Genomic DNA, 24,611 nt, shown 5'->3' with positions numbered 1-24,611 from the left:
ACTTCCTTCATTTTTATTTCATTATCTCTCTCTGTTTACCAGAAGGCGGATCAGTTGCTCCAGAAATTCATTATTTCCGGGAAGCTTATCCAGATCCCCAATAGCGGCTGCTGAAAGAGCCTCTACCTCTTTCCTGGCCTTTGAAAGCCCTTCTAAAGTTACATAAGTGGTCTTCTGGTTCTTCTCGTCGCTTCCTGCCGCTTTTCCGGTGACAGAGGCATCTCCGGTCACATCCAGAATGTCATCCTGAATCTGGAAAGCAAGTCCTACCTTTCCAGCCAGATCCTCTACAATCTTACAGTCCTCATCTGCGGCTCCTCCAAGAACAGCTCCTATGAGCATCGCTGCCTGAAGCAGGGCTCCCGTCTTTAAGCGGTAGATAAAATCCAGCTTATCCTTGGGAACGGGACCTCCTGCCAGCTCTACATCTACCGTCTGGCCTCCGATCATACCGTAAACGCCCGTCTTTGCTGCCAGGATCCCCATTGCCTTTCCGGCTCTCAAAAGCGCATCTGCATCCTCTGCCGCATCAAAGGCCTTGGATGCCGTCTCAAAAGCGTACATCATCAGAGCATCTCCCGCAAGGACGCCAATGTCCTCGCCATACTCTGCCCAGGTACTGGCTTTGCCTCTGCGGATCATATCATCATCCATACAGGGCAGGTCATCATGGACCAGAGATGAGGTGTGGATCATCTCAATGGCAGCCATAAAGGGCTTTACAATCTCAGACACCTCTCCTGTAAAAAGACGGCACACTTCCTGCATCAGCAGCGGGCGCAGCCTCTTTCCTCCTGCATTCATGCTGTAGTTCATGGCCTCAAAAATCGTCTTCTGGCAGCCCTTTTCCTCTGGAAGATACCCTGCAATGCCTGCATTTATCTCTTTTACTCTCTCTTCCAGTTCTTTTTTAAATGCTGTATTATCAATCATTATCTTCACCCTCGCTCAATATCTGAATCTGTTTTTCTACTTTATCAATCTGTCCGTTTAAGGACTGTACAAGCTTCATGCCTGCTTCATAGCCCGCAAAGGTCTCCTCTAAGGACTCTTCTCCTGCTTCCAGCCTTTTTATAATTTCCTCCAGCCGGGCGAAATTTTCCTCGATGCTGGCAGCTTCCTGCGGCTCTGCTTTCTTTCGCGGCACGGTCATCCCTTCCTTTCCTGCTATGAATATTCCACTCTTTTTACGATCCCGTCGATCCTGCCGTCTGCGGCATAGATCCGTATCTCTTCCCCTTCTTTTACCTGGCCTGCGGAGCGCAGGCACTTTCCCCTCTCATCCTGAATAAAGCCATAGCCCCCACCCAGCTTTTTTAAAGGCGAAAGGCCGTCTAAACGGCTGGATGCCAAAGCCAGCCTGTGTTTTTCTTTTGTAACAGCGGTTTGCGTCAAACGTTCCAGAACAAGTCTGTCCTCTTTTAAACGAATTTTTTCCGTTTCCAGCAGATCCTTCATCTTACGCTGCAGCGCCTGCTCCAAATCAGCCAGCCTCTGCCTCTTATCATTCACCATACGGACCGGATCCTTTAACTGCAGACGCATCCGGCACTGCTCTAAAAGGAATCGCGCCTTTTCAATCCTGCGGTAAACGGAACGTTCCAAAACCCGCTTATAAAGAGCTGTCTGTTCCTCAAACTGGCGATGATCAAAAACCGCCAGCTCTGCTGCCGCAGAAGGCGTAGGCGCCCTTAAATCTGCCACATAGTCTGCAATGGTAACATCTGTTTCATGGCCCACAGCCGATATCACCGGAGTCGTACAGTTAAAGATGGCTCTTGCTACGATTTCCTCATTAAAAGCCCATAAATCCTCAATGGAACCTCCGCCCCGGCCTACGATCAGAAGATCCAGTCCCATCCGGTCCAGAGTCTCGATTCCCTTTGCAATACTGTATTTGGCCTGCTCTCCCTGCACCAGAGCAGGATACAACACCAGCTGTACATAGGGATTGCGTCTGGCCGCAATATTCATAATATCCCGGATGGCAGCTCCGGTTCTGGCTGTCACGATTCCAATCGTTCTGGCATATCTGGGAATGGGACGCTTATAACAGGAATCAAACATCCCCATTTCTTCTAATTCCGTGCGCAGCTTTTCATATCTGGCAAAAAGATCACCGATTCCTTCTCTTGTAATCTCTCTGGCATAGAGCTGATAGCGGCCGTCCCGTTCATATACGTCTACCGTTCCCTTTACCACTACCTCCTGGCCCTCCTGCAGTGTAAAAGAAAGTCCCTTTCTCTGGCCTGCAAACATGACGGCGGCAATCTGAGCGCCGCCGTCCTTTAACGTAAAATATATATGACCGGAGGTATGGTATTTACAGTTGGAAACCTCGCCCCGGATGGAGATCCAGTTCAGGGCAAAATCCTGGGTAAACATATTTTTGATATATGAGGTCACCTGGGATACGGTAAATACACTTGCCATCTGCTCCCTCTGCTTTCTTTCCTACGCTTCTGTTTCCTGAGCCTGCGCAGTCTTCTCATTCGCCGGTTCAGTCTCTGTCGTTGTCTCTTCTTTGCGGATAAACTTTGCAAGTACACCATTTACAAAAGCCGGAGAGTCACTTCCTCCAAACTTCTTAGCAAGTTCCACCGCCTCGTTCACCGCTACCTTTGCAGGAACCGTATCATCATAGTCCATCTCGTAAAGGGCCAGACGAAGAATAGTAAGCTCCACCTTTCCCATACGTCTTGTCTTCCAGCCTGCAGCCACCTCATCGATCCGGCTGTCGATTTCCTGGATCTTATCTACTATATTTCCTGTTTTTGTCTGCAGATATTCCATATCCTTATCTGTAAGCTCTACTTTATGAAGGATCGTAAGGCTTCCCTCATCATTTGTCTCATATTCCTGAGGAGACTGGAAATACTGCCACATCTGCTCCTTTGCTTCCTCTGTGGTTTTATAAAAATCCGCGGAGAACAGCATTTTAAAACAGTGTTCTCTTAATTCTCTTCTGGTCATATCTTCTGCTTGTACGAAAAGCCTGGGCTCTCGAATACATTTTCCTTTCTCTATTCTGATCCGCTAACTGTGATTATACCAAAGGCGCCGGATAAACACAATAAAAAATATCAAAAGGTGCTGCAGACCCTTATTCGGACCTGAGCACCCAAACGCATTAAACTTTCTGTCAGTTTTCTTCCATATTCACGCCTGCAATCCGGATATTCACATCCAGCACTGTAAGCCCCGTCATATTTTCGATGGCAGCACTGACCTTTTCCTGCACCTGCTCGCTGACAGAAGGGATATTGAAGCCATAACGGATATTTAAGGAAAGATCCACAGATACATGGTTCTCTGTCACATCCACCTTTACTCCCTTGCTAAGATTCTTCATGCCAAGCTTTCCTACCAGCTCATTGGTAATATTGCCTGCCATAGAGTCTACTCCCTCAACCTCTGTAGCTGCCAGCCCTGCAATAATGGCTACCACCTCATCTGCGATCTGAACCTCTCCGATCCTGTCTTTTTCATATAATTTATGGGTACCGCGATTTTCCTCAGACAATCCTCTTTACCTCCTGTTCCTGAAGCTTGATTTTTATTACTCTTTATTATAACAAATCGTGGGAAATCTGTATAGGGGGATTTCTCTTTGAATAGGCGACAATTCCTCCCGTAAGAAGTCCAAATGGTAGACAAAACCGCATCTATATCCCAAAAGCCACAAAAGAGGAACCGTCAAAAGACGATTCCCCTCTCTGTTTAAAGGTTCATTTTTCCCTGTAAATCCAAGGTTTTTTATTAGAACTTGCCTTCCTTAGCAGCCTCCTCAATCGAAACAGGAAACCTTGATTTTAAGCCATTTCTTCCAGCAAAATGTAGGAATAAAATAGAAATAATCTACACTTAAATACTTCTAACTACTTCTATGTTGATTACGTCTCATTTTTTCTGTTTTTCAGCCATTCCCTCATTGCGTTTTCACAACATGAAAAATCACAGTATGTACGCCTTATATTTTGTGTTTCTTTTTGATGCTTATAAATTTTTTCTGCTTTTGTCAGTATTTTATCCTTAATGGTTAAGCAAAAAGCATATTCCTTTTCAAATAAGTCCTGATAACGTTCATCGCCCAACTCATCAAATATAATTCTTTTGTAAGCCTCATCCGGAACAGGTATCATTTTTTTGATATCCAAGACAGACAACACATGCATTTTTTTATCTTTGGAATATTCTTTGTATACATCACCCGAAATATTTACAGACTTATCTATCACTTCATATATTAAAAAATGTTCGTCACAACTATTTTTCCACTTCTTATGTTTCTCCTTTGCCGATGTTAAAGGAATAAAATATTTACATTCTGTCATGTCTATGATAATACCAACAAAAGGTTTTATCGCATACCTATAAGAAGCATTATAATATACTTCTGAATTCTTATTATTTAGATATTCCAAATAATCAGCATCAATAGTATAGAAACCAAAATTTTCAAATTCGGCCATAGTTCTCCTTAGTCAAAAAGTGGAGAAGATTTCTCTTCTCCACTAAGCTTTAATGTTCCACCTTTGGGATATAGGTAGCGGGACACCTTCTTTAATGCTCCACCTTTGTAATGGGTAGTGGGACACCCTCTTTAACATTTTCCCTTTTTCTAATTCTAATATACATTAGTATATGCGCAAAGTCAATAACTTTTGTCAAACGACAATATTATGTAAATCAATTATTCACACATCAAAATGTAGGAATATCATATAGGATTAATGTATAAATAGTGTAGGAGTGACCCCTTATTTGCCATAAAAAGTCACTCCCAAATTACTCTTAATTACTTCTAAAAACCGCTAAATACGGCTATTTACTAGAATCTGCCTTCTTTTGCAGCTTCCTCAACAGAAACAGTGAATCGCCTATTTATCGCACGCATCGACGTTTTTGTTACCTGCGTGTTTCCTATCCAGCAATTTTTCGCACTTGCGAGCGCTTCTCACGGCAATTTTAGCACTCTTCTCCGGCATATACAAACCCTGTCTCTTCCCAAAATTTCATCGGGGAAATGTAGTAGTCGTACTGGCTGCTTCCTTCTTTCTTGAATGCAACTCCGAATTTCAAAAATCCAAGGATAATACCCTGGCGTATAAACTGCTGGTCTTTCTTCATCACTCTTGCTGCAACCGCTACCGGAACATTTTCGCCAGTGAACTCCGGTACTTCCAAATATACCTTACTCTTATCCATTTGTCAATTAACTCCTTTCTTTCTGTGCTTTCGTCAGAGCTTTCACGATGTCCTCTGCTTTCTTTGACCCAATTCCTTTTACGCCCAAGATCACATCTCGAACCTCACTCTCTGTCAATCCTTCCGCATCCTTCATTCCGTCTGCATGGCCTGCCTTGTATAAATTCTGACAGAACTGGTCCATCTGCTGATGATCCATTTTCTTTACGTCCTTGTACGTCTTACGATTCAATGTGTACTGTTTCACAATCATTCCTCCAATCCTTCCAGGTACTCTAATATTGCTTCTTTATCTATGCACATCTCTACAAAATGATCGCTTAAATCCGTACAGGCTGGTTCTATCGGTTCTCCGCCATAGCACCTCATTCCTTTCGGACATTCTTCGCTAAGCGTGCAAAAATCACATAGTTCTTCGTTTTGTATGAATGCCTCTACCTTCTCAACATCTTCCTGGCTCATATTGTCCTGCATTGCATCTATACCTCCTATTATGTGAACGGCAATTCGCTGTCCTCGTCCACGCTCATAAATCCACCGTCATTCTGCTGTGGTGCCGGTGCTGGCTGATTGCTATATGTGCCACCGCCCTCGGTGTTTTTGCTCTCGGCAAATTCCTGGTCCTCTGCTACAACGTCTGTCGTATATACACGCTGGCCTTCTTTATTCGTGTAGCTTCCAGTCTGTATTCTGCCGGTCAGCACAATCTTTGTCCCTTTATGCAGGTATCTATCAGCGAACTCTCCCGCCTTGCCGAATGCAACGCACTGGATGAAGTCTGCTGAGTTTTCCTGGTTTTTTCCTCTTCTGTCAACTGCCAGGGTGTATCTCGCCACTGCCATAGCCTGCTCTCCCTGAGTATATCTAACTTCCGGATCACGTGTGAGGCGACCCATCAAAATTACTTTATTCATAGCTACCTCCTATATCATTCTGCAAATATGTATTTTTCTCTTTCTTCTTTGGGTAAACTCATTATCATCTCGTTTGCTTCGTCCGTTGTTATCCAATTTTTGTGAAACCAGTCACCCAGTTTGCACATGCCCTGTGCTTTCGTTATGTCGTATCTACCTTTTATTTTAGAAAATATGCACTCTATGCAATAGTGATCTTTGTGTAAACACCGGCATGGGTAATTATCGGGTTTCCTTGTGTATTCCTCGCATTTATCCTCTCTCCTGTTAGCAGGCAAATCCGGATTGCAATCATTACAGTTTGTCGTGCAATAATATCTTCCGGTATTCCTCATCAGACACGTTGCACATATACAGCCGTATTGTCTGCACGTCCTCTTCCCTGTGTTTAATGAACTCACACTGCGCACCTCCTCTCTACTTCCTGTATTTTTAACACGTAGTATATCTTTCCTGGTTCAGCTCCCCATTCCGGCTTACCTTTTCCAAAATGTAATGTGCATTTGCAGATGATTTCCGGAGATTCTTTGGAATAACCATTTCTAAATACTATCGGTACCGGCCATGGCTTCCGGATTTCTCCCGGTGCTGCATCTCCATATACCATCTGACCTCCAACCAGGATAAAACCGAAAGCGTTCATAAATCTGCTGTCATAGTACGGCTTGATTTCTCTGTACTCTTCTGTTTTTTCACTGGAAGCAATCATATCAAACCACTTCTTCTTGATTGGTAATATCAGCATTTATCTTCCTCCTTTATTATTTCAAAGCTATCCATTGGTACAAGTCTTGTTTTATTGCATCCATAGGCAACTATAGCGACTTTCATTTGCTCTTTTACATCTCTTCCTATGTAATCTTTTTCCGAGCCATCGTACCCATAATTTGTGTCGCAAAACAATTCTGCTTTTACCACAATCATCTTCATGCCTATAATAATTCCAACAAACTCCTTTTCTGACGGTTCGTAATATGTTTTCATAAAGTCTCCACCGCCCCAATCTTCTGCCGGAACCTCCCTAAATCTGTCTTTCTCTTTTTTCTCTGAGTAATCTGTGTAGAAGTATGCAGGCTTTCCGTTTTCTGTTTCATCCCCAGTCAGAAGCGTTATACATTTTCCATCGTTAATTTTTCTCATGTATTTACTGCACTTCACTGTCTGAAACATATATTTATTACATCTTCTCAGCTTCAATTCCGGCACCTCCTGTCTCTCGCTGCAGACCGGAACATACACGCCTACCTGGTATGGAATTTCTTTCTTGATCTGCTCGTACACTTCCTCCGGCATCACGTAGTAATTGTAGTCTCCCAGGAAGTTGTGACCGTTCTTTGAGTGAAAATCCTCCACTGAGGACTTGACCTCGTAGCAGTAGAAGTCTCCCTTCTCTATGCCGGACACTGTATTGTTTACCGGCTTGAATTTCATAAAATCCACTCGCACCGCATTCGTAGTGGCGTAGTCGAAAGTCACTTCCCTGGCCCAGTAAATTCTCGGATCATTGTTCGGGCAGATGTGCCGCTGGATTGAGAGCGACAACATCACCGTGATCTCTGGCCTGCTATTCATCTTCCTGCACCTCCTCCGTTGGTATTCCTGCGTAATTCAACGCCTGCTCATATGTCATGCCGTGATTTTTTATCTGCAGGCATCCCTCACACATTCTCCTGTGCTTATCGTTATCGGATGTTCTCAACCGCTGCAATCTGTTTGGCACCGGCTCTAAGTGGCACCCGAAGCCACACACGCAACAGCCGGTTCTCTGTTCTCCTGTAAAGTACCAGTTACCTTTCTTGTCCTGGTATGGCGTTCCATACACGCTGCAGATCGGAATGCGCTGCTCTACCGCATACTGGATAACCTCATTCTTCGGCCAAAATCCCATAGGTTGGCTCTTTATTGTGTGACCGTCGTACACATTGCATCCCGTGTGGTTGTACTGGTTCTCTCTTCTGAAACTCTCGTCCTGTGTTATGCCGATAAATGGCTGTCTGCCTGTCTCCTTGACATACCTCTTGAACGGTTCTTTTTTTAGTGCCTCGCAGCAATACTCCGAAATGTCTGCAGGCATCCGTTCCGTGTCCGTCAAATACTGCCACTTCTTCGCCAGCATTCCGAATTTTCCTCTCTTATCTCCGTTGAGCAAGTAGTTTCTGTATTTCTCGCTAAGCTTTCCATGTCTCAGTTTCCTAATCTTTCCTGCTGTATCTTTGCTTGTAATCGGAAATCCTTTGTTTTCACATACCCACTTAAAACTATGCTTCGGCCGGATCACTACCAACTCAATATCGAGTTCCGGGAACTGCTCTTTGAGCCATTTCGTATATGTCTTAACAAACTCTCTGATTTCCGGAAATTCCGTCCCGGTGTCCGCAAACACCAAGGGAATTTTACCGGTCAATTTATACTTTCTGTACGCTTGGCACACTATGTACGCCAAGACTGTACTATCCAGTCCGCCGCTGAATGATATGTAAACCTCTCCGTACCAATAATTCCACCACTGATATACTCTTACCATAGAGAATGACGGCTTCATCTCATACGGCTGGTACTTCATGCTTTTGAAACTGTCCTTTGGAAATTTCAAATCTTCTTCCAGTAGGTACATCTCGTGTCTCCTTTCTATCTGCTGAGCATTTTCTCGATCAGCTGGTCGTATAACAGCTTATAGTCCGGACCACTCTTTGCTTCCCTCAGCTCGGCTTTGGTTCTGTCGAGTTCCGCCTGCAGATTATTCAAATGTTCTAATGTGTCCGTATCTAACTGCCCTGGCCCACACTTCATTCCTAACGAAACCGCCAGGGCAATGTCCAAATCCTGCACTTCACTTTCTGTCAGCTCTCCAATCCACTCTCCAATTCTTTCCTCCGAAACCGTGGAAATCTGCTCGCACAAGAGTGTTGATGGTCTAAGTGCTGACTCAATATATACATGAGTCGGAAGGTCAGTCTTTGGTTTGGTCGTCATATATACCACTTCGACCGTGTTGCTGTTCGCATTGTTCTTATCGTTTGATACTATAACTGCTGGGCGCCCCCCCCGCTGCTCACTTCCCTCTTCTCTGTAATTGCTTCTGACGTAGTAAATCTGTCCTCTCTTCATGCTACTTTGCACCTTCTTTCTTTACATATAAATCGCTGGTTCCTTCGACCACGCCCTTCTCTTCGTCGTTAGGAAACTGGAAGCCGTACTGTTCCAGTATTCCGTAGAACGCCTTCACCTTCTCACCTTTGACCGTGTTGTATGTGTAATTCCACTCAACCAAATCTGCGTCAGCGACCATTGCGGATACCAGGCAGAGAAGTTTCTGCAGTACGCTGAGTCCCTGCATTTTCTTACGTGCTGCTTCTTTTTCTTCTTCCGGCGCATTGTAAACCTCGCATCCCACAAAGAACTCAATCAGCTTGTTATGACCTGTGAATGTCTCCCAATCCATCATCTGCTCGAAAAGGTCCGCTTCAACCTGCTTTTCGTCTGTGACTTTTTTTATTCTTCCGGATAAAATACCTTCAATGAACGCCTTCCTCGTATTGGCCGCTTCTTTCAGAATTGCCTTGATCTGTTTCTTATTCCGCATATTCTGCTTTTTGGCTTCCTCTTCCGGCGTAAGCACCTTCTTTTCCTTCTTTTTCTTACGGATCACGTACAATGTTCCATATCTTTCCAGGTAGAACATCGGCTCGCCATCGTCCTCGAACTTCATTGTCTTAGGCGGCTCCTTGTCGAGGCTGTAGTCCTTCATGCGTTCCCACTTATCCGTGTAAAGCTCACTGTCCGCTTCCTTCGGAGCTTTCTTTAATCCCAGTTTCTTCATCATTGCCACGTACAACTTCATGTTTTCCTGGCGTTTCTGCTCCTTCTGAGCGTTGATTGCTCTTCTTGCCAAATCTCTCGAATCTGTGGAATCCTTCAAAATCTTGTCCCTGGTCTTTACGTCCTTGATCTTTTCCAGCTCGTACAAATCCGTAAGCGACAGCTGGTAGCCGTCCTGTCTCTCTTTCTCCATCAGCGTCTTGGAATCCAGTTTTGCGATATTCAAGCGGTGTCTGATTGTTTTCTTACTAAAGCCGGTCTTTTCAGCGATTGTGTCCTCTGTTTCTCCCAAGTCAAGCATCATCTGAAATCCCTGGGCCTGTTCCCAAATCGTCAGATCATTACGCTGCATATTTTCTTCCAGCATCGTTGACATCTGCTCTTTGTCTGTCATGCCTTCTACAACCCTGCAGGGTGCCTCTGTAACGCCTGCCAGCTTAGCCGCCGCACTTCGTCTGTGACCGATGATTGTGATGTATTCTCCCGGTTCTCCTTCTTTCGGAATTACCGTCAAATTCTGCATAATTCCATTCTTCTTAATGGACTCTGCCAGCTCTGTCAAATCTCCGAGATCTTTTCTCGGATTGTCCGGGTGTGGGTGGATATGCTCCAATCCAATAGTTACGATTCCTTTAACTTCCATTGCCTGTCCTCCTTAATCTCTTAGCCAATACCGCATATTGCGAATTTTATATTTTCCAACGCTCACATTTGCGAGCTTTTATGGTAAAAAAATTTACCCTACTTCCTTCTGCAGCAATCTCAGAAGCGGATGCCATGGTCTTGTGCCTCGAATACGGCCGATAATCTTCTTGATATTGCACTCTGTTTTGTCGATTTTCACGTACCCTTCATACTTTCCCTGGTTTCTTTCCGTAACCGGTCTGTCGTGGAATCCGTCCGTAATCATAAATCTGTCCTTCGCATCTGTCTCGTCCTTGAAAGCTACATAGTGCTTATTGCCATGTGCGTAGTACCCGACAATTACCATATCTCCTACCTCCCTTCGTATCTGTCGTGAATAGCAATCGGGTAGCTGATCCCGGTAATCTGTTTGAATCTGCTGTCCGATGTGTAAAGAATATTGCCGCCTGCCATATACCAACGTTTCCGGCAGTATGCAGGCTTACAGTCAACGTACTCCTGGCCCATAACCTCACGCTTTTCGATATACACGCACTGTCTGATGTCGTCCGGTTCAAAAGGACCTTTCTGTGTATCCAGGATATACAGCTCTCTTGCGTAGGAAGATATGCCGTTATTCGTGCAATCTCCCAAACTGCTACGGTACACCTCTGCGGTCAGACAACTTTCAATCTCATAGTTACTCTTCATCCAGTCAATCACTTCGTCCGGATATTTGCATCCGCTCCATAACTCGCCCATAAATACCAGCTCGTTGTCAAACTCCTGCACCATATATGTATCATCGTCCAGCTTTACTGCCTGCAACTGAATGTACTCCTTCGTTCTTTCGTCGCACGCAACTCTCTTTACGCATCCGTCAACCTTTCCATATCCTCTGATCTTGTGCGTTTCGATATAGCGATCCAGTTTCTTTTCTGCAAACCCTGCAGGAATGTCCTCTTCATTTACTGCTACATCTCCGCTTTCCAAAACAGCGTACTTATTTGAGATTTCGCACCATGTTCCTTCCAGGTGTAACACAAATCCTTCTTTCTCAATTCTCATGTTCTTCTGCCTCCTTTGCTGCTCTCACTTCTGCGATTCTCACATAGTCCGGGATATGAAAGCCATTTATGATATTCACCGCCTGCAGCTCTGTTAGATTGCACCTGGCCTGCAGTTCTTCCCGCAACTTTCTTCTTTCTTCAATGTCCTGCATTCCGTTAGACGGCAGGAGCAACGCTCTGTCTCTGTATTCATTTGCTATGGCTCTTGTCAGAATTTCCACTAACTCACCCTTTCCACGTAATCAACGCATCCAGGACTGATTTTTTCATCCTTACAGAACTCCGACCAGCACTCCTGCAATTCTTTGAGGTTCTGAGCGTCAAACTGCGTCTCGTCTCCACCGTTGAAGCCAATGTTATAGGTTCCTCCTCCGGATTTAACTACTCCTTTGCTTGCCTCTCGTAATGTCACACTACATCACCCGCCTTTCTTAATGCGCACTTAGTACATACCGCACCGTCAAGGTGTGATGCCTTAACAACTCCTGCGTCCTCCGGTCTCTGCCAGCAGAGTGTCCCGCATTCCGGGCAACGTACCTTTTTCCAACCAGGTTTTCCCTCCGGTCCGTTTATTACCAGTGGCATGCACAACCAGCCACCTCGATCTGTAGCCTTTCTCGGTTCTAACTTCATGTTCACTCTGCCGCCTCCATTTCTTCCAGCTCTCTGATAACTCTCTCTACCGCATATTTTCCATTATTGTTGAGCTGTCTCTGCCATGCACCTACCGACGGTGCCCATCTGAACCCATTGCTTTTCAGAATATCTCTTACCTCCGGTTCCGGCTTTCCTTCAAAGAACAGCTGGATTCTCATAGCCTCCACATTCTCCTTGACCTTGAAAAACTTATTCTCGCTCTCCTGTGTTCCCTGGGACTTCGTTTTCTGCAGGCTCTTGATTCTTCCTTCCAATCTTCGGATATTGGCGTTGTTGTTCGCCAGCATATAGTCCGGAAAACCGATTCTTCCGCAGAAGTCCGGTTCTCTCAGCTGGGCGATCTGTTCGTCTGTATATCCCATGTCATGCAGCGTTGCATCGCCTTTTTCTTTGTCCTTCATACGGATTGCTTTGTTGGCCTGCTTCATTCTCTCCTGGTCCTCTCTCAATCCGTCAACCTTATCCTGCAGCTTCTCGATTGCGTTCTCATCATCAGACTTGATAACGTCCTTGCCATAAAAAATTGCCTCAATCTTTCCAAGGATTGCCTCAACCTCTTTATAGTCCTCATGGTTCTTATCCCATGCCGCTACCTGCTTTTCCTTCTTTTTGACCGGGAAGTTTCCTGCTCCGGAAATCATTACCGACGGACACATCATGCCGATCTGAATATCCTTGTTGATGTTCTGAGCCAGTCGTCTTGAATATCTCTCGCAGAGCTTCGACACTCTTTCTTCTTCGGTCGGTCTTGCCTCGATTACCTTCTCTGCCAGCTCGTATGCCTTATCGACCTGTGCCTTGTAACCAGCAGTCTTGCTCCCGGTCTTATACTCGCTGAATGACATCATATCGTTTGCCGTTTTTGCTCCGGCCTCATTGATGCTGAAATACACTCTTTCCATTACGCCACCTCCAAATACTCACCGATTTTCTCAATGTCCAGCTTTACTACCGGATATGTGCAGTAACCGCTTCTTACCATTCTGCCGGTAGCCTGCCCGAAACCATGTTGCTTGATAAGCTCCATCGCCCAAGGGCAATTATTCGTGTCGATCACTGTCTCGTCCTCTGCAAGTCCGCTTCCTGCAATGTATACCGTGATTCTTGCGATAGGTCCTTCCTCGTTGTTCCATATCTCGATTGCTCTGCTGTTATCTGCCTGGTATCTTGCCACCTGCAGGAAGCAATCTTTATACACCGCCCACTCTGTCCTAACCTCTAATAATGCCATATTACTTCGTCTCCTTTCCTGTGATGATATCGAATGCCTCTTTGAGGATTGCCAGTTTTCTTTCTGCCTCGGTCGCTCTCTTGAGTAATTCCTCAATTTCTCCCGCAGCCTTATTTCTCATCAATCCCATCTGAGCATTCATGCTATTAAGAGCCAGTCCATCATCTGAAATCTGCTTTTTAAGTTCATTAATCTTGGTGCAATACTGAGCATCCATTCTGTCGTAGTCATTCTTCTCTTTTGCAAGCTCTGCCTCGAGTTCCTCGATTCTTCTCGCACGGAGTCTCATCAGTCTCTGAATGCCACCTTGCTTTTTCCATGTCTTGCAGAACTCGTCTTTGTCGATGTCGCATCCCATGTACTCTACTTCAATTTCTCTGTATTCTGCCTCAGTCGGCTCAAACCCTGTTCTCTCGATAAACTCTGATTTCATCATATCTGTTGTCCTCCTACGCCATCTCTAAAATTCTCTCTACGTCTGATCTTCTCTGACGCATCATCAACATTGCTGTCACTTTGTCAATCTGACCGGAAGTGAGGCTTACGATGAAATCTGCCACCTGGTTGTGCATCTTATACACTTCCTGGTACAATCTGTCTGCCTCAGCCTCGTAGCTGTTTGACTTTTCCATATCCAGGTGTTCTTCTTCCATCCAATACTCTGACTGGTTCTCGGCTTCTTCCATTTCAGCCTCTAAATCTCTTAACTTCTTCAATACTTCCTTCATACAAATACGCTCCTTTCAAATTTGCGAACTGTGTTTCACGTGAAACACTCATTTGCGAGTTGTACAGGTAAAAAATTTTACCTAGAACATTTTTTTCATTTCCTCAGCCTTCTCTTCGAGGCCGTTGCTTTCAAGAATCCAAAGGTCAAATCGAACTGCCTCGTCGGTAAGTTCGCAACCGCAGTCACTCAGACTGTAAAGCTCGTCGATGATTTCACCCACCATCCAGTTATTTCCTGCAGCTACCATAGCTGTTGCAATGCTCTGAACTTTTGCCTGGCAAAATCTCCATTCATCTGAATGCAGGTCGCATTTCTCTCTTTCTTCCAGTGCTTCTCTATAATCTTCTCTGTTATACATAACCACTACCTCCGTGTGTTTTATTTGTTGTTTGATTATGTATATATTATACTTCGCAACTGCGTATTTGTCAATAGATATACTTCTGTTTTCCGAGTTTTTACCAAATAATTTTCGCACTTGCGACAACTTCTGCAATTTCCGGATCATCAACGCCAACTAGTGTATTGCTCTGCATTTTCATTTGCGAGGGTTGCAAACCCGCATGGTTGCTTGGTGTGTTGTAAGATTTCTTACATGATTTCTTCTATGGTTTCTACAAGGATTCTTTACTAGATATTAGAGATTAGATAATAGATATTAGAGATAGAATAATATATGCTCATTTGCGTACTCTCAAAAGCGTATTTTATCCACAAATGCGTGTGGATAATGTGGATAATTACACCTCTGAAAACATATAGAACTATGACTTCGTACACGGTTCAATACTGGCTTTTAGTCTTTAGGCATAGGATAGGTACTAAAATCGCCTATCGTGTCTCGGGAACTTTTCGTCAAAATACCCGGTCTTATTTTGGTTATTTTGTATATTGATTTTACCTGCGGTCTTGTTCCGCTTTTCTGCAATAAAAAAAGAGCCTACAACCCCTGCGGATCATAGGCTCTCTTACTTACTCTGCTGAGTTGATGAAATCCTGGCAGTCCAGTTCCCGGTATGCCTTTTCAAAGGTTTCCTTCGGACTCCATGATACATAACCATCCGGATATTTCACGGCGTACCCAGGTACTCCGTTCTTCTCCTTCGGCTCAGCTTTTACAATTTTCACGCCGATATAGTTTTTCATAATGCCACCGTTTCCTCCTGTTATTTTACTCTGATGGTGTCTCCTGCGATAATAAGGTTCGGATTCTCAATGCCATTGAGTTGAGCAATCGCATTGACCGTAGTTTCATACTTCGCCGCAATACCGGAAAGCGTATCTCCGCTCTTAATGGTGTAATACTTTTTGTTTCCGGCGTTGATTACGTCCTGGACCTCCTGCCATCTACTGCCAAGAACAGTCCTTCTCACTTCATCGTCACCATACTTACCGGCCCACACCTCATCTACAAGTTCCTGCACGGATGCTTTGTCGATGTGATTGATTACATCCTGCACTTCATTGTATCTGCTACCGAGAGCTGCCTTTCTTGCGTCGCCCCCGCCGAACTCGTCCTTCATCGTTCTGTAAAGTAGGTCGAGTGTGCTGCCTTCCGGCTCTGAAATCTCCGGCTCCTTAGCTTCATCTCCTGTGCTGGCAGAGAATCCATTGAGACCTGCCTTCTTGATTTCTGTCTCAAAATCACGATAGCAAAAATCTTGATCAACAGTTCTTCCGCAGATCGTCTTATCAGCAATGTAGTTATACTCTCCTCCGTACTGCCAAATATCGTGACCTGTTGCTGGCTCATTTGAAGAATATCTCGCCACCCAATGAGTGAACCTCTGCAGGCGATCATCGTCTACGTGCGCCTGGAAATGTGAATCAGATGTATATACTCCGACAAAATATCCAGCCTTCTCGCACTTGTCGCAGAACGCAATCACAATATCCGTAAGAACATCTCTGCTATTGTTCAGCATCTTACCTTCTACGTCGTAGTAGATAGGATATTCAAACTGCTTTCCGGCAATGACGGACAGAAAATGATCTGCCTCCTGTTCCGCCTCCGCAACAGACTTTGCATTGCCGTAATAGTATGCACCTACCGGAAGTCCGATAGCCTTACACTGTGCATAGTAATTTTCAAACTTGCTATCCTTGTACTTGCCATCATCTGCTCCTGCAACTTTAATGATAGCAAATCTCACTCCTCTTTCGTTCCTGGCCTGCTCGATGCTCATATCTCCCTGCCAGTGTGAAATATCAATACCAAATAGTTTTTCCATAGAAAACTCCTCCTTAAATCAAAATAAGGGGCAGCTTTTCAGCCACCCCGATGTGATACCTTTTCAGAACTTACGCTTTGATTAACTTTCCTTTTTTGAGAAGATTAACCATCTTGGTGTTCTGCGCTGCGGTATATGCGTAATTTGTAATTCCATTTGCGGCTGCGATCTTGGCCCGGTGCGCCTTCGATGTGTCTTTCTCGCCCACTGCGGCAAGCGCCGTAATGATGGAACCCGATGCCCCTTCATACTTAGGGTAATAGGCGTTTCCACGTCTCGGATTTCCGGAAACAACAACCACCGTGTGTCCTTTGGTCTTTGTGACAAGCACATCGCCGTTGAACAGTTCAGTTTTGGAAGTTACCGCAATCGGTTCCATAAACTGTCCTGTTGCTTTTAATGCCGAAACCTCGGACGCTGTGTTGAAATTTCCCGGATCAAAGCCAGCCTGGATGCAGCACGCTCTCACGAGTGAACTGCAGTCTGCCTCTGTTTTTGCAGAAATCTTTGCGAGCTTTCCGGCTTTTCTCAGCTGTTCGATTACATTGCTTCTGTGCCCCTGGCAATATCCGATATTGTTGTTTCTGCATCCCTGCAGCATAGCTTCCGCAATGGCATTTGCTACTGTGATGCTCTTCGGCCTCAGACAGTACCAGCCTTTTGAATGGACGTAATACGCCTGGGTTGATACCTCGTTTCCAGTCTGATCTCCTGGTTTTCCTCCGGAAATGTGACCGCTCTCGTCAATTCTTGCGCTTCCAACTACTAAACTCATGGTTCTTCCTCCTAACAAAAATAGGGCAGTCTTTCGACCGCCCTGTGCTTACGATATGTTCTCAGATTACTCCTCATCCTCACTGTTGGAGCCGATGTTGGCTGAGTCAGTCAAGCCTTCGCCGATGATGTACGCCACTACTGACGCTCCCGCCATAATGAGTGCTGTAACCTGTGTTGCCGTGTTGTCTGTGCCGCCAGTAGCCAGGATCATCATAGATACGAATGACGCTACCGCAGTCCACAACTTTCTGCTTGTGAGTTTTCTAACCCAATCAATTTTCTTCATGTTCCTTTACCTCCTGTTATAAAAATGAATTTTTTTCCATGCACTTCTGATAAACTTTGTCTATCTCGGCAATGGCATTTACTGCTTTGCTGTTCTTATATTCCGGATGCTCTGTGCAATAACGCTCATAGTCCGAAATATCATCTAAAATCTGATTGAAAAACTCTTCGGAATGTTTGACATCCCTTCTCAACTCGTCGGCAAATCGCAGGATTCTTGTACGGCATCCGTCCGCATCATCTTTATCCATGCGCCTTTCGAGCTTGTTGTGCTTTTCTCCCAGTTCTTTTAACTCTTTCTGCACTGATTCCAGCTTATCCATAACATCCTTGTTCATCGACTTTCCGATGACTCTCATGCCGTTTCCGATAATCTTTCCAACTGCAGACCACGGATTTACCTTGATGGGTGTGATCTGCACCAGCGTCAAGAACAGCAGTAGGGCTCCACCGCTTGCAAGAATTTCATTCAAAGACATTGGCTCTTTTACCTCCTTCCCAAACGCACCGCAGTTCCCACGGTACATCCGTAATATCTGCCGCCTTTTCACCCAAAATGGCCTCTATTACTGCATAAAGAATGGCATCCGCACGTAGGTCCTTATCGAACCGGTACAGATGCCATACCAAATGATTATGCAGGTTCAGCAGATCCTCTTCGTCTGCCTCGGTATTGAGCAAGCCTAACTCTACGGCCGCACTTTCCAGGCGGTCATAGTTGTAAAATTCTGCGTAGGGTATCATGTTGTCTCAAACTTCTCACCAGTGATTTCTTCAAACTCCGCTGCTGTTATCCATCCCTTGTCAACAGCGTTATGGACCATTTCGTCGGTCCACAATCTTGTCCCATCCGGCTTATATGTGTTGTAATATTTCTTTACAACCGAATACTTTGGACTATGCTTTGTTTTTGCCATGCTTGCTACCTCCTAAATTTCAATTCCAGTCATCATACTGAGATAATCGATCTGAGACTGCATCGTTTCCATTTTGATTTCCTCTGCAGTTTTTTCTCTAAAGGCGAGATAATATCCATCTACGCCTTCGTAATGCGTCTGCTGGATAAATGCACCATTCTCGTATGTGGTTACATTTCCTCCGGAACTTTCGACTGTCATCGGGGAGCAGTTGTCCTCGAAGATTGTCTCGTCGATTTCTGTCTCGCTTATGAAGTTGTTTCCGTTTTGGGTAAGTCCTTCAATGCTTGTTCCATCAGCCAGCGTAATCTTGAATGTTTCTTTTTCCATGTTATCCTCCTTCCGAATAGGCTGTAATATAGCTTAAACATATTGTCAATCTGCAGTCTTGACATGATTTTATAGTTACTGGCAATCCACGACTTGAAGCTGTTTTCAACTGTTGCAAAATCAATTTTTCCCAAGTCTAATTGCCTCTTATATGCCTTTAGCTTTTTCCGTTCTCTTGTAACAGATTTTGGGTTAATTTTCTTAACCACTCTTCCGGTATCAGTTAGCCAATACTGAATCTGCAGTATTCTGAACGGCTTGTCTATCCTGGCAATCCTTGTCTTTCTCATGTTTAGTATCAAGCCTATTTCATCAGCTAACTTTTTGATAGCTTCCAGCAAATTTTCGAGCCGTTCCTTACTTTCGGAAATAGCTCTTATATCATCCGTATATCTTCCATAGCCTTCTATGCTAAAGACAATCTTTGCGCAGTTATCTATCTTATACGGATGTATGATGCCTATATCCTGCGACGGCTGTGTGCCTATATCCACCCCCTTTCTCAGCATTTTTTCACCGGTCAGTAATTTGGGATCGACCCCGCAATTCATCATCGGGTCGATCTTTGTATAGTACATTTTTTCAATTTCATCATCCGAAAACCGCGATACATCTGTCTCGAACGTCTTAAACAGTCCGTCTATTATAAACTTGGCTGTTGTAATCGTCTCCGCATCTAGTTTGCTTTTATCCAAAAATTCGGATAATTGCTTTTTGCATATGTCGTGGTTCATATTCGGATAATAACCGGAGAAGTCAGTAAGCAGGATATACCCTTTGTTTGTTCCGTGAACCCTGTAATACCTGCGGAGATCATTTTCCAACTGTCTACGGAACATCGCCACACCTTTTCCCTTCTGACTGGCGGTATTTTCTTGTATGATATATGGCTTTAGTGCCGGTCCGAGAACATCGTCTGACAGCGTATGATAAACAGTTTTGTCTACCATATCACTGCTTGTGATATACCTCGGTTTTCCTCTTTCGCAAATTTTGAACTTTTGTCCCCGCCCTGGGTGGTAGTCCTTTTCTGTCAATTTTTTCTGTAAAACAGCTGTTTCTAGCAAATGATTTATTTCAAATAGTTGCGTTGAGTATTTCCACTTACTGCCATTCATTGCCTTTGTGCCGGCATCGTATAAATAATTGGCATCTTCAAACAGATTCATTGATAAAACCTCGTATATAGCTCCAAGTCGTAACCAGGAGCATCAAGGCCAGTATTAAGAGCCATCACTGGCTCACGGATAACCTCTCCTTTCGCATTGACCCACTAGAAAATCTATGTCCTGTCGTGTGGGTTTGTGAAATCCGGGCGGACGCCGTTGACATTGGAAGCGTTGTTGTAGTTCGCATTGCCATTGCTGTTGACATTGGCGAAGTAGGCGGCCGAGACCACCGAAGAGCAGTCTGAACAGAAGTTACCCTCATTCTTTTTAATTTTGGGAAGGAATTTATTGTCAGACGCTCTGAGCGATTTTATATAATTGTATAGCTTGTTAAGTTCCAACACGATATTCATATACTTGTTCTTATCGCAAGGTATCGTTTCAGCAATAAACTGTAGTTCATCCTGCAGTGCATTGCAATATTCCATCGCTCTATCCAGTTGAAGTCTCCTTTCGATAAATTCCGAATAATATTCCGGAAAGACTGTATTTCCCATGCGGAGTTGCCTCGAAATACCCTGGCATAAATCCAGCACGGTATCTCTTTCCTTCGTGATAAACCACACATTTCTATCCATTGTCAGCTCTCTCAGCAATTTCGCAGTTACTTCTCTTTCGGAAATATCCGCAATTCCTTTGGTCGCAGATTCCACGTAAGCCTCTATTCTCTTTTGACTCAAAGCAAAAGATGCCATTAGTTCAACTGTTATCCTTTTGCGAATGGCGTATGCCATGTGCTGTGCTTCTAACCTTGACTTCTTTCTTTTACTGTATTTTACATCTGACATTTTCTATTCCTCTATAAAGCTATAAGGCGGCAACAAGGCCGCCTTGATGTCTGATTATATGATAGCGGAAGCCGGGCGGACGCCGCCGACATTGGAAGCGTTGCCGTAGTTCGCATTGCCACCGCCGGCGACACTGGCGAAGTAGGCGGCCGAGACCACGTTCTGCAACCAGTACCAGTTTCTATTACAGATAAAGGACGGTGCTAGTGCAAACAATGCAAGCTGTTTGAAATCCGTAGTGTACAGATATGGAACCGTGCTTCCGTCGCAGGCAGGTGTGAACCAGTTCGCTCCGTATGCCATCCCCTCTGTCATGAGGTCCACCGTGCTGTCATACCATGATCCATTGCTCGGCTTACCGTTTGCTACTGCATTTACAAATAATCTTCTGACTGTCAAAATCTTATCTACCCCAAATGCCGCCTTGACAATTGTTTCTGCCTGAGCAAGGTTTGTGGTTTTCATTTCTGATCCAAAGTAACCTCCTGTAGTGACATTGGTCGCATTCATTCTTGCTGTATAAAGATTTGTGTCTGGAACGACAACAATATGATGCTTTGTGCATTCTGTGTCTCCTGTTCTTAACCAATAATCAAAATGAGCAATTCTCCAATTTACTCCGTTTATGGTCCAGTAATCTCCGATGTACAAATCCTTGAATGTTCCTGCAGCAATCTGTGCGTGCTGCTCTGCAGTGACTGAGGTTCCAAGATATTTGCCTCGAAAAACACTGTTATGATAGCCAGCGTTATCATAACCATTCTCCAAGGCATTTGCTTTCCCAGCCAGCTCGTCCACTGCCTCCTGGAGATTTTCAGCGTTTAATCCGCTGCTTTCATTGTTGTAGCCTATAGATTCTCCGCTTTCTTCCTCCATATTCTTTTTTATTGTCTTAACCTCTCGATTAAGAGCTACCGTATTTTCAAAAATCTCTTTAGGAGCCGCATTGATATTATCGGCATGGTTTGTATCTGTCGTTTCTGTGATATTGATAGACTCCGAAAATACTGCATCTGCTTCGTTGACCTTATAACTTTTCACGTTGTTCCTCCTTCCTAAAAGATGTCGTCAAGCACGTATGTCTGCTCTACGTCATCATCTTTGCCCTTCCTGGTAAAGGTCTTGATACACACAATGTCACCATTGGTGTCATACAATCCGATTTCGCTGATTTCTTTTCCAGCAAGTTCACTCTCTGCAAGGGTACATTCGTATCTGCAGGTTGTGTCGTTCGGGAATGTATAACCATCAATGGCTTTGCGAAACAATTCCTTATTGAGCCTGGACTGGGATTCGGTCGGTGCAATGACTACACCGGAACCGTTTACACCGCCTTCGCCAAATGCCATGCCAATAATTTTCGGAAGCGTGATGGCTCCGGCACGTGCCTTAACCAGGTTTTCCCTGGCTTTCTTTGTGATTACCACGTTTTTGCTCTTTTCTGTACTCATTGGATATACTCCTTTCTATAAATTGAATTAAGGTTCTTCTTTCCGTCCAGCGTATTGCTGCCATCAAGAAACCAGTAATTCCTTGTTTTGGTAATGACCTGTGCCTCCACATCCGCATCTTCTCTTTCAATTCCCATGTGATGCGTAACTGCAGCTTCAAGTCGTTTATTGCCGCCTCTGTACTCCAACATAGCGTTGCCGTCGAGCAACAATTTTCCGTCCAAATAGACAGTGTTCCAAAAATCAGCCTCAAACTCCGAACGGAATGCCGCCCTGGCATCCGAACTTGACCGTAAGCCGTATGTGCTTCTTACTTTCATTGAGCCTGTGACCTTGTTGTGGGCGCAGGCGACCATTGCAACGATTGCAACGCCCAGTTGATAGCCTCGTGTAACATCAAGCCTGTGTGAGCCGTCCAAATTCCACGAACCGTCCAATAGGTGCGTATTCCAAAAAATGATGTCCGAGGCTATCCGGATTGCTCCTGCCTTGACATCATTTTCCGTTTCCTGTTCTGTTTTGAATTTTACCTTCTGCAGGTCTGCGTCCGTCGGGGTTGTAAATCCACCGAGCATATACTTAAAACCAAGCATCAGATTGTATCTCATATACGGATAAAGAAGGCTGGAACCATCCAGCAGTTTTCTTCCATCCAGCAGATTGCTATACCAAAACGACTCTGCGATATGGAAGATTATCTTTTTCAGATTCATCTCCTCTAAGTTCCGATTGTCTGATACAATCTCGGTTCGGTCATTCATTATAAACATCGTGTGTGACTGTTTCAGCTCATTCAGCATGGCTCTCGCCCGCTTCGACGCAAGCGTTCCCTCGCCCATGAAATATGCTTTGAACACATTCGGGTGTGGTGCCACGAAACCATAATCTCCCGGATCGTTGATGTCCGCAATTCGTACATCAAACCCGGTAGCGGTTTTTAAGTACCCTTCCATCCGATACGGTGTCATTGGCGCCCGATAGTCTCTCTTCCGGTAAATCAGCTGCCGTCTCTCCTCGTATGGAAGATTTTCTCGCACCGGCAGTCCCCACTTAATCTCGTGGTACATCAGTCCCCATGTGGCAGTTTCCGGAAACAGCTGGTTCAGAATATCCTCAGCTATTTCTCTTGCCGTGTCATACTCCTGGCCCATAACCTCGTACAACCACTTTCCAACATAGGAATTGTCGTAAAAGCCATCTGACACTGAGGCAATCATGTTCTTCGCACTCTCGCTGACCGGGAAATTTTCTAAATCAAACTTTTCCACATTCACACCCCCCTAACCAAAATTAAGGGTACCGGTGTCCGGGTACTCCTCGCTTTTTAGAGTGATGTTCTGCATTTTCCCATTCATTGTGAATGTTTCAAAGTCCTCGACTCCTGCGATTGCAGAAATCAGCGGTCTTACATCGTTGTATCTCAGAACTCCTTCGATTTTCGCCTGCGCATAGACCACTCTCACGACTTCCGTAAAGTCTGCCTTGATTTGCTCAATGCTGGTTGTTTCATTGTAGCTGAGCCCTGTAATAACATAATTTACGGCAACCGTTGTGGCTGCCGCACAAGTCAGTTCTGCCGTTCCGGTAGGAAGTAATCTTGCTGACCTGTCATTTGGAGAAACGATGTAGTTATACACATCCTGCACCAGCTTCGCATTGGCCGGTTTTCCGTTTCCATCTACCAGCACAAGTTTCACTGTGCCAGGACCGTTCCAAGCAGGAATAACTATCGCGTCTCCTGCTCCTGCCTGCTTCGCCCATCTCTTATAGTCCGTATCATTCCCTAGGTAGGTCATGCTGTTGTCGTACTCTGCGGCGATCCTGTCGTAAAAATCATCGTCTGTCTCTCTCTCAGTACCGCCACGAATAGGCTCCGGATTGTTAATCTCGGTCACATTCTTATTGGGTACCATCATCAAGGCAACCGTATTCGCCGCTACGTTAGAACCTGTGCCTGCTTCAACCGCTGATACCGGTATAAGCACTGCTCCTTCGCCTCCAACAACCGCATCCTCTGTGGTGGCATACTCAATCGACGGGCCGGTTTCGGTTGCCGCCGTACAGAATACCGTTCCGGATAAAATCTCGGTTCCTTCTGCGGCTGTGATTTTCACATAGCCAAAAGCCGGTTCCGCTTCGTGTCTTGTGAGATGTACCTGGCGACCGTGAAGGTCTAACCATTCATCCCAGGCGTATTCCGGAAAAGAAATCATCAATGCCCTTACGATATGGAAATTGATAATTTCGTCTTTTTCCAACGCTGCAGGCATCGTCATATCATACGGAAAACCACCCGGCATATCGTCGATGTCGTCCGGCAGGTTGTTCATCATTCGCTCGTGAATTTCCTCTGCTGAGTTTCCTTCCAGGAACTCCGGTCTGTTAAATTCCGGCTGCATACTCTCCACCT

The 24,611-nt window shown here is 44.9% G+C and carries 40 protein-coding genes; all 40 read right to left on the bottom strand.

What is annotated here, in order from left to right; genetic code table 11:
• Positions 1 to 21 precede the first annotated feature (21 nt).
• The 40 genes from ACZM6M_RS02615 to ACZM6M_RS02420 all read right to left on the bottom strand — a co-directional run bounded on the left by ACZM6M_RS02615 (position 22) and on the right by ACZM6M_RS02420 (position 24,600).
• Positions 22 to 933 carry a polyprenyl synthetase family protein gene (locus ACZM6M_RS02615; RefSeq protein WP_066546735.1) on the bottom strand — a complete coding sequence of 304 codons (912 nt, stop codon included), beginning with the start codon at positions 931 to 933 and terminating at the stop codon, positions 22 to 24.
• Positions 926 to 1,147, bottom strand: a complete 222-nt coding sequence (gene xseB / locus ACZM6M_RS02610) for an exodeoxyribonuclease VII small subunit (protein WP_066550643.1) — start codon at positions 1,145 to 1,147, stop codon at positions 926 to 928. The genes ACZM6M_RS02615 and xseB overlap by 8 nt, the downstream gene beginning before the upstream one ends.
• 20 nt (positions 1,148 to 1,167) lie before the next feature.
• Positions 1,168 to 2,433: an exodeoxyribonuclease VII large subunit gene (gene xseA / locus ACZM6M_RS02605; protein ID WP_489489601.1), complete on the bottom strand. Its 1,266-nt coding sequence runs from the start codon at positions 2,431 to 2,433 to the stop codon at positions 1,168 to 1,170.
• Positions 2,434 to 2,454: 21 nt separating this feature from the next.
• A complete protein-coding gene (gene nusB, locus ACZM6M_RS02600) occupies positions 2,455 to 2,973 on the bottom strand; it encodes a transcription antitermination factor NusB (RefSeq protein WP_296038757.1) in 519 nt (172 codons plus the stop codon).
• 169 nt (positions 2,974 to 3,142) lie between these two features.
• Complete coding sequence (locus ACZM6M_RS02595; RefSeq protein ID WP_066546722.1) at positions 3,143 to 3,523, bottom strand: Asp23/Gls24 family envelope stress response protein; 381 nt, start codon at positions 3,521 to 3,523, stop codon at positions 3,143 to 3,145.
• Between the two features lie 370 nt (positions 3,524 to 3,893).
• On the bottom strand, positions 3,894 to 4,472 hold the full coding sequence (locus ACZM6M_RS02590) for a type III toxin-antitoxin system ToxN/AbiQ family toxin (protein WP_418926365.1): 579 nt from the start codon (positions 4,470 to 4,472) through the stop codon (positions 3,894 to 3,896).
• Between the two features lie 496 nt (positions 4,473 to 4,968).
• Positions 4,969 to 5,208, bottom strand: coding sequence for a hypothetical protein (locus tag ACZM6M_RS02585; protein WP_012742880.1), 240 nt, complete (start codon positions 5,206 to 5,208; stop codon positions 4,969 to 4,971).
• Positions 5,209 to 5,215: 7 nt separating this feature from the next.
• Positions 5,216 to 5,455, bottom strand: a complete 240-nt coding sequence (locus tag ACZM6M_RS02580) for a hypothetical protein (protein WP_489489600.1) — start codon at positions 5,453 to 5,455, stop codon at positions 5,216 to 5,218.
• A gap of 2 nt (positions 5,456 to 5,457) precedes the next feature.
• Positions 5,458 to 5,682, bottom strand: coding sequence for a hypothetical protein (locus ACZM6M_RS02575; RefSeq protein ID WP_117502517.1), 225 nt, complete (start codon positions 5,680 to 5,682; stop codon positions 5,458 to 5,460).
• 17 nt (positions 5,683 to 5,699) lie between these two features.
• Positions 5,700 to 6,122, bottom strand: a complete 423-nt coding sequence (locus tag ACZM6M_RS02570) for a single-stranded DNA-binding protein (RefSeq protein ID WP_489489599.1) — start codon at positions 6,120 to 6,122, stop codon at positions 5,700 to 5,702.
• 14 nt (positions 6,123 to 6,136) lie between these two features.
• Complete coding sequence (locus ACZM6M_RS02565; protein WP_118488049.1) at positions 6,137 to 6,523, bottom strand: hypothetical protein; 387 nt, start codon at positions 6,521 to 6,523, stop codon at positions 6,137 to 6,139.
• Entirely contained in the window at positions 6,520 to 6,867 is a 348-nt protein-coding gene (locus ACZM6M_RS02560) for an ASCH domain-containing protein (RefSeq protein WP_489489598.1), read from the bottom strand. The genes ACZM6M_RS02565 and ACZM6M_RS02560 overlap by 4 nt, the downstream gene beginning before the upstream one ends.
• Positions 6,861 to 7,694: a hypothetical protein gene (locus tag ACZM6M_RS02555; RefSeq protein WP_489489597.1), complete on the bottom strand. Its 834-nt coding sequence runs from the start codon at positions 7,692 to 7,694 to the stop codon at positions 6,861 to 6,863. Before ACZM6M_RS02555 ends, ACZM6M_RS02560 begins: the two co-directional genes overlap by 7 nt.
• Positions 7,687 to 8,736, bottom strand: coding sequence for a phosphoadenosine phosphosulfate reductase family protein (locus tag ACZM6M_RS02550; protein ID WP_012742886.1), 1,050 nt, complete (start codon positions 8,734 to 8,736; stop codon positions 7,687 to 7,689). Before ACZM6M_RS02550 ends, ACZM6M_RS02555 begins: the two co-directional genes overlap by 8 nt.
• A 14-nt stretch (positions 8,737 to 8,750) precedes the next feature.
• The gene (locus ACZM6M_RS02545) at positions 8,751 to 9,230 is read right to left on the bottom strand and encodes a type II toxin-antitoxin system PemK/MazF family toxin (RefSeq protein WP_012742887.1); all 480 of its coding nucleotides are present in this window, start codon (positions 9,228 to 9,230) and stop codon (positions 8,751 to 8,753) included.
• 1 nt (position 9,231) lies between these two features.
• Positions 9,232 to 10,584 (bottom strand): ParB/RepB/Spo0J family partition protein, encoded by a 1,353-nt coding sequence (locus ACZM6M_RS02540; protein WP_489489595.1) that lies wholly within the window; start codon positions 10,582 to 10,584, stop codon positions 9,232 to 9,234.
• A 93-nt stretch (positions 10,585 to 10,677) separates the two neighbouring features.
• Positions 10,678 to 10,932, bottom strand: coding sequence for a hypothetical protein (locus ACZM6M_RS02535; protein ID WP_012742889.1), 255 nt, complete (start codon positions 10,930 to 10,932; stop codon positions 10,678 to 10,680).
• A gap of 5 nt (positions 10,933 to 10,937) precedes the next feature.
• The gene (locus tag ACZM6M_RS02530) at positions 10,938 to 11,633 is read right to left on the bottom strand and encodes a hypothetical protein (RefSeq protein ID WP_012742890.1); all 696 of its coding nucleotides are present in this window, start codon (positions 11,631 to 11,633) and stop codon (positions 10,938 to 10,940) included.
• Positions 11,623 to 11,856, bottom strand: a complete 234-nt coding sequence (locus tag ACZM6M_RS02525) for a hypothetical protein (RefSeq protein ID WP_489489593.1) — start codon at positions 11,854 to 11,856, stop codon at positions 11,623 to 11,625. Before ACZM6M_RS02525 ends, ACZM6M_RS02530 begins: the two co-directional genes overlap by 11 nt.
• Entirely contained in the window at positions 11,856 to 12,047 is a 192-nt protein-coding gene (locus ACZM6M_RS02520; protein WP_012742892.1) for a hypothetical protein, read from the bottom strand. The genes ACZM6M_RS02525 and ACZM6M_RS02520 overlap by 1 nt, the downstream gene beginning before the upstream one ends.
• A complete protein-coding gene (locus ACZM6M_RS02515) occupies positions 12,044 to 12,268 on the bottom strand; it encodes a hypothetical protein (RefSeq protein WP_012742893.1) in 225 nt (74 codons plus the stop codon). Before ACZM6M_RS02515 ends, ACZM6M_RS02520 begins: the two co-directional genes overlap by 4 nt.
• Before the next feature lie 2 nt (positions 12,269 to 12,270).
• Positions 12,271 to 13,194 (bottom strand): DUF8626 domain-containing protein, encoded by a 924-nt coding sequence (locus ACZM6M_RS02510; protein ID WP_012742894.1) that lies wholly within the window; start codon positions 13,192 to 13,194, stop codon positions 12,271 to 12,273.
• On the bottom strand, positions 13,194 to 13,523 hold the full coding sequence (locus ACZM6M_RS02505; RefSeq protein ID WP_012742895.1) for a DUF4313 domain-containing protein: 330 nt from the start codon (positions 13,521 to 13,523) through the stop codon (positions 13,194 to 13,196). The genes ACZM6M_RS02510 and ACZM6M_RS02505 overlap by 1 nt, the downstream gene beginning before the upstream one ends.
• 1 nt (position 13,524) lies before the next feature.
• Entirely contained in the window at positions 13,525 to 13,959 is a 435-nt protein-coding gene (locus tag ACZM6M_RS02500; protein ID WP_489489590.1) for a hypothetical protein, read from the bottom strand.
• Between the two features lie 13 nt (positions 13,960 to 13,972).
• Entirely contained in the window at positions 13,973 to 14,251 is a 279-nt protein-coding gene (locus ACZM6M_RS02495; protein WP_012742897.1) for a hypothetical protein, read from the bottom strand.
• Positions 14,252 to 14,332: 81 nt separating this feature from the next.
• Complete coding sequence (locus ACZM6M_RS02490) at positions 14,333 to 14,611, bottom strand: hypothetical protein (protein WP_173850597.1); 279 nt, start codon at positions 14,609 to 14,611, stop codon at positions 14,333 to 14,335.
• 614 nt (positions 14,612 to 15,225) lie between these two features.
• A complete protein-coding gene (locus ACZM6M_RS02485) occupies positions 15,226 to 15,399 on the bottom strand; it encodes a hypothetical protein (protein WP_012742915.1) in 174 nt (57 codons plus the stop codon).
• A 20-nt stretch (positions 15,400 to 15,419) separates the two neighbouring features.
• Complete coding sequence (locus ACZM6M_RS02480) at positions 15,420 to 16,484, bottom strand: GH25 family lysozyme (protein ID WP_489489588.1); 1,065 nt, start codon at positions 16,482 to 16,484, stop codon at positions 15,420 to 15,422.
• 70 nt (positions 16,485 to 16,554) lie between these two features.
• The gene (locus tag ACZM6M_RS02475; RefSeq protein ID WP_173850617.1) at positions 16,555 to 17,259 is read right to left on the bottom strand and encodes an endolysin-like domain-containing protein; all 705 of its coding nucleotides are present in this window, start codon (positions 17,257 to 17,259) and stop codon (positions 16,555 to 16,557) included.
• Positions 17,260 to 17,325: 66 nt separating this feature from the next.
• Positions 17,326 to 17,547: a hypothetical protein gene (locus ACZM6M_RS02470; RefSeq protein ID WP_012742918.1), complete on the bottom strand. Its 222-nt coding sequence runs from the start codon at positions 17,545 to 17,547 to the stop codon at positions 17,326 to 17,328.
• A 16-nt stretch (positions 17,548 to 17,563) separates the two neighbouring features.
• Complete coding sequence (locus ACZM6M_RS02465) at positions 17,564 to 18,025, bottom strand: hypothetical protein (protein WP_173850618.1); 462 nt, start codon at positions 18,023 to 18,025, stop codon at positions 17,564 to 17,566.
• Complete coding sequence (locus tag ACZM6M_RS02460) at positions 18,012 to 18,290, bottom strand: hypothetical protein (RefSeq protein WP_173850620.1); 279 nt, start codon at positions 18,288 to 18,290, stop codon at positions 18,012 to 18,014. The genes ACZM6M_RS02465 and ACZM6M_RS02460 overlap by 14 nt, the downstream gene beginning before the upstream one ends.
• Positions 18,287 to 18,463 (bottom strand): XkdX family protein, encoded by a 177-nt coding sequence (locus ACZM6M_RS02455; protein ID WP_173850622.1) that lies wholly within the window; start codon positions 18,461 to 18,463, stop codon positions 18,287 to 18,289. The genes ACZM6M_RS02460 and ACZM6M_RS02455 overlap by 4 nt, the downstream gene beginning before the upstream one ends.
• 12 nt (positions 18,464 to 18,475) lie before the next feature.
• The gene (locus ACZM6M_RS02450) at positions 18,476 to 18,793 is read right to left on the bottom strand and encodes a hypothetical protein (RefSeq protein ID WP_173850624.1); all 318 of its coding nucleotides are present in this window, start codon (positions 18,791 to 18,793) and stop codon (positions 18,476 to 18,478) included.
• A complete protein-coding gene (locus ACZM6M_RS02445) occupies positions 18,712 to 19,962 on the bottom strand; it encodes an RNA-dependent RNA polymerase family protein (RefSeq protein ID WP_173850626.1) in 1,251 nt (416 codons plus the stop codon). The genes ACZM6M_RS02450 and ACZM6M_RS02445 overlap by 82 nt, the downstream gene beginning before the upstream one ends.
• A gap of 113 nt (positions 19,963 to 20,075) precedes the next feature.
• Complete coding sequence (locus tag ACZM6M_RS02440) at positions 20,076 to 20,750, bottom strand: hypothetical protein (protein ID WP_173850628.1); 675 nt, start codon at positions 20,748 to 20,750, stop codon at positions 20,076 to 20,078.
• Between the two features lie 54 nt (positions 20,751 to 20,804).
• Positions 20,805 to 21,791, bottom strand: coding sequence for a hypothetical protein (locus ACZM6M_RS02435; RefSeq protein WP_489489585.1), 987 nt, complete (start codon positions 21,789 to 21,791; stop codon positions 20,805 to 20,807).
• Positions 21,792 to 21,805: 14 nt separating this feature from the next.
• A complete protein-coding gene (locus tag ACZM6M_RS02430) occupies positions 21,806 to 22,201 on the bottom strand; it encodes a phage tail-collar fiber domain-containing protein (RefSeq protein ID WP_173850632.1) in 396 nt (131 codons plus the stop codon).
• The gene (locus ACZM6M_RS02425; RefSeq protein ID WP_173850634.1) at positions 22,198 to 23,469 is read right to left on the bottom strand and encodes a putative phage tail protein; all 1,272 of its coding nucleotides are present in this window, start codon (positions 23,467 to 23,469) and stop codon (positions 22,198 to 22,200) included. Before ACZM6M_RS02425 ends, ACZM6M_RS02430 begins: the two co-directional genes overlap by 4 nt.
• A gap of 12 nt (positions 23,470 to 23,481) precedes the next feature.
• Positions 23,482 to 24,600, bottom strand: a complete 1,119-nt coding sequence (locus ACZM6M_RS02420; RefSeq protein ID WP_173850636.1) for a baseplate J/gp47 family protein — start codon at positions 24,598 to 24,600, stop codon at positions 23,482 to 23,484.
• Positions 24,601 to 24,611 lie beyond the last annotated feature (11 nt).

It is taken from the genome of Enterocloster sp., from assembly GCF_057861365.1.
The sequence above is the reverse complement of the archived record's forward strand: the minus strand, read 5'-3'. Positions and strand labels throughout refer to the sequence as shown.

Coding starts and splice junctions, on each gene's coding strand:
- ACZM6M_RS02440 (WP_173850628.1), bottom strand. CDS start 20,750: ATGTCAGATGTAAAATACAGTAAAAGAAAGAAGTCAAGGTTAGAAGCA.
- ACZM6M_RS02485 (WP_012742915.1), bottom strand. CDS start 15,399: ATGAAAAACTATATCGGCGTGAAAATTGTAAAAGCTGAGCCGAAGGAG.
- ACZM6M_RS02570 (WP_489489599.1), bottom strand. CDS start 6,122: ATGAATAAAGTAATTTTGATGGGTCGCCTCACACGTGATCCGGAAGTT.
- ACZM6M_RS02445 (WP_173850626.1), bottom strand. CDS start 19,962: ATGAATCTGTTTGAAGATGCCAATTATTTATACGATGCCGGCACAAAG.
- ACZM6M_RS02510 (WP_012742894.1), bottom strand. CDS start 13,194: ATGGAAAGAGTGTATTTCAGCATCAATGAGGCCGGAGCAAAAACGGCA.
- ACZM6M_RS02505 (WP_012742895.1), bottom strand. CDS start 13,523: ATGGCATTATTAGAGGTTAGGACAGAGTGGGCGGTGTATAAAGATTGC.
- ACZM6M_RS02590 (WP_418926365.1), bottom strand. CDS start 4,472: ATGGCCGAATTTGAAAATTTTGGTTTCTATACTATTGATGCTGATTAT.
- ACZM6M_RS02540 (WP_489489595.1), bottom strand. CDS start 10,584: ATGGAAGTTAAAGGAATCGTAACTATTGGATTGGAGCATATCCACCCA.
- ACZM6M_RS02560 (WP_489489598.1), bottom strand. CDS start 6,867: ATGCTGATATTACCAATCAAGAAGAAGTGGTTTGATATGATTGCTTCC.
- ACZM6M_RS02490 (WP_173850597.1), bottom strand. CDS start 14,611: ATGTATAACAGAGAAGATTATAGAGAAGCACTGGAAGAAAGAGAGAAA.
- ACZM6M_RS02500 (WP_489489590.1), bottom strand. CDS start 13,959: ATGATGAAATCAGAGTTTATCGAGAGAACAGGGTTTGAGCCGACTGAG.
- ACZM6M_RS02530 (WP_012742890.1), bottom strand. CDS start 11,633: ATGAGAATTGAGAAAGAAGGATTTGTGTTACACCTGGAAGGAACATGG.
- ACZM6M_RS02575 (WP_117502517.1), bottom strand. CDS start 5,682: ATGCAGGACAATATGAGCCAGGAAGATGTTGAGAAGGTAGAGGCATTC.
- ACZM6M_RS02450 (WP_173850624.1), bottom strand. CDS start 18,793: ATGGAAAAAGAAACATTCAAGATTACGCTGGCTGATGGAACAAGCATT.
- xseA (WP_489489601.1), bottom strand. CDS start 2,433: ATGGCAAGTGTATTTACCGTATCCCAGGTGACCTCATATATCAAAAAT.
- ACZM6M_RS02615 (WP_066546735.1), bottom strand. CDS start 933: ATGATTGATAATACAGCATTTAAAAAAGAACTGGAAGAGAGAGTAAAA.
- ACZM6M_RS02550 (WP_012742886.1), bottom strand. CDS start 8,736: ATGTACCTACTGGAAGAAGATTTGAAATTTCCAAAGGACAGTTTCAAA.
- ACZM6M_RS02555 (WP_489489597.1), bottom strand. CDS start 7,694: ATGAATAGCAGGCCAGAGATCACGGTGATGTTGTCGCTCTCAATCCAG.
- ACZM6M_RS02460 (WP_173850620.1), bottom strand. CDS start 18,290: ATGATACCCTACGCAGAATTTTACAACTATGACCGCCTGGAAAGTGCG.
- ACZM6M_RS02495 (WP_012742897.1), bottom strand. CDS start 14,251: ATGAAGGAAGTATTGAAGAAGTTAAGAGATTTAGAGGCTGAAATGGAA.
- nusB (WP_296038757.1), bottom strand. CDS start 2,973: ATGACCAGAAGAGAATTAAGAGAACACTGTTTTAAAATGCTGTTCTCC.
- ACZM6M_RS02470 (WP_012742918.1), bottom strand. CDS start 17,547: ATGAAGAAAATTGATTGGGTTAGAAAACTCACAAGCAGAAAGTTGTGG.
- ACZM6M_RS02455 (WP_173850622.1), bottom strand. CDS start 18,463: ATGGCAAAAACAAAGCATAGTCCAAAGTATTCGGTTGTAAAGAAATAT.
- ACZM6M_RS02420 (WP_173850636.1), bottom strand. CDS start 24,600: ATGCAGCCGGAATTTAACAGACCGGAGTTCCTGGAAGGAAACTCAGCA.
- ACZM6M_RS02430 (WP_173850632.1), bottom strand. CDS start 22,201: ATGAGTACAGAAAAGAGCAAAAACGTGGTAATCACAAAGAAAGCCAGG.
- ACZM6M_RS02545 (WP_012742887.1), bottom strand. CDS start 9,230: ATGAAGAGAGGACAGATTTACTACGTCAGAAGCAATTACAGAGAAGAG.
- ACZM6M_RS02515 (WP_012742893.1), bottom strand. CDS start 12,268: ATGAAGTTAGAACCGAGAAAGGCTACAGATCGAGGTGGCTGGTTGTGC.
- ACZM6M_RS02535 (WP_012742889.1), bottom strand. CDS start 10,932: ATGGTAATTGTCGGGTACTACGCACATGGCAATAAGCACTATGTAGCT.
- ACZM6M_RS02585 (WP_012742880.1), bottom strand. CDS start 5,208: ATGGATAAGAGTAAGGTATATTTGGAAGTACCGGAGTTCACTGGCGAA.
- ACZM6M_RS02475 (WP_173850617.1), bottom strand. CDS start 17,259: ATGAGTTTAGTAGTTGGAAGCGCAAGAATTGACGAGAGCGGTCACATT.
- ACZM6M_RS02465 (WP_173850618.1), bottom strand. CDS start 18,025: ATGTCTTTGAATGAAATTCTTGCAAGCGGTGGAGCCCTACTGCTGTTC.
- ACZM6M_RS02480 (WP_489489588.1), bottom strand. CDS start 16,484: ATGGAAAAACTATTTGGTATTGATATTTCACACTGGCAGGGAGATATG.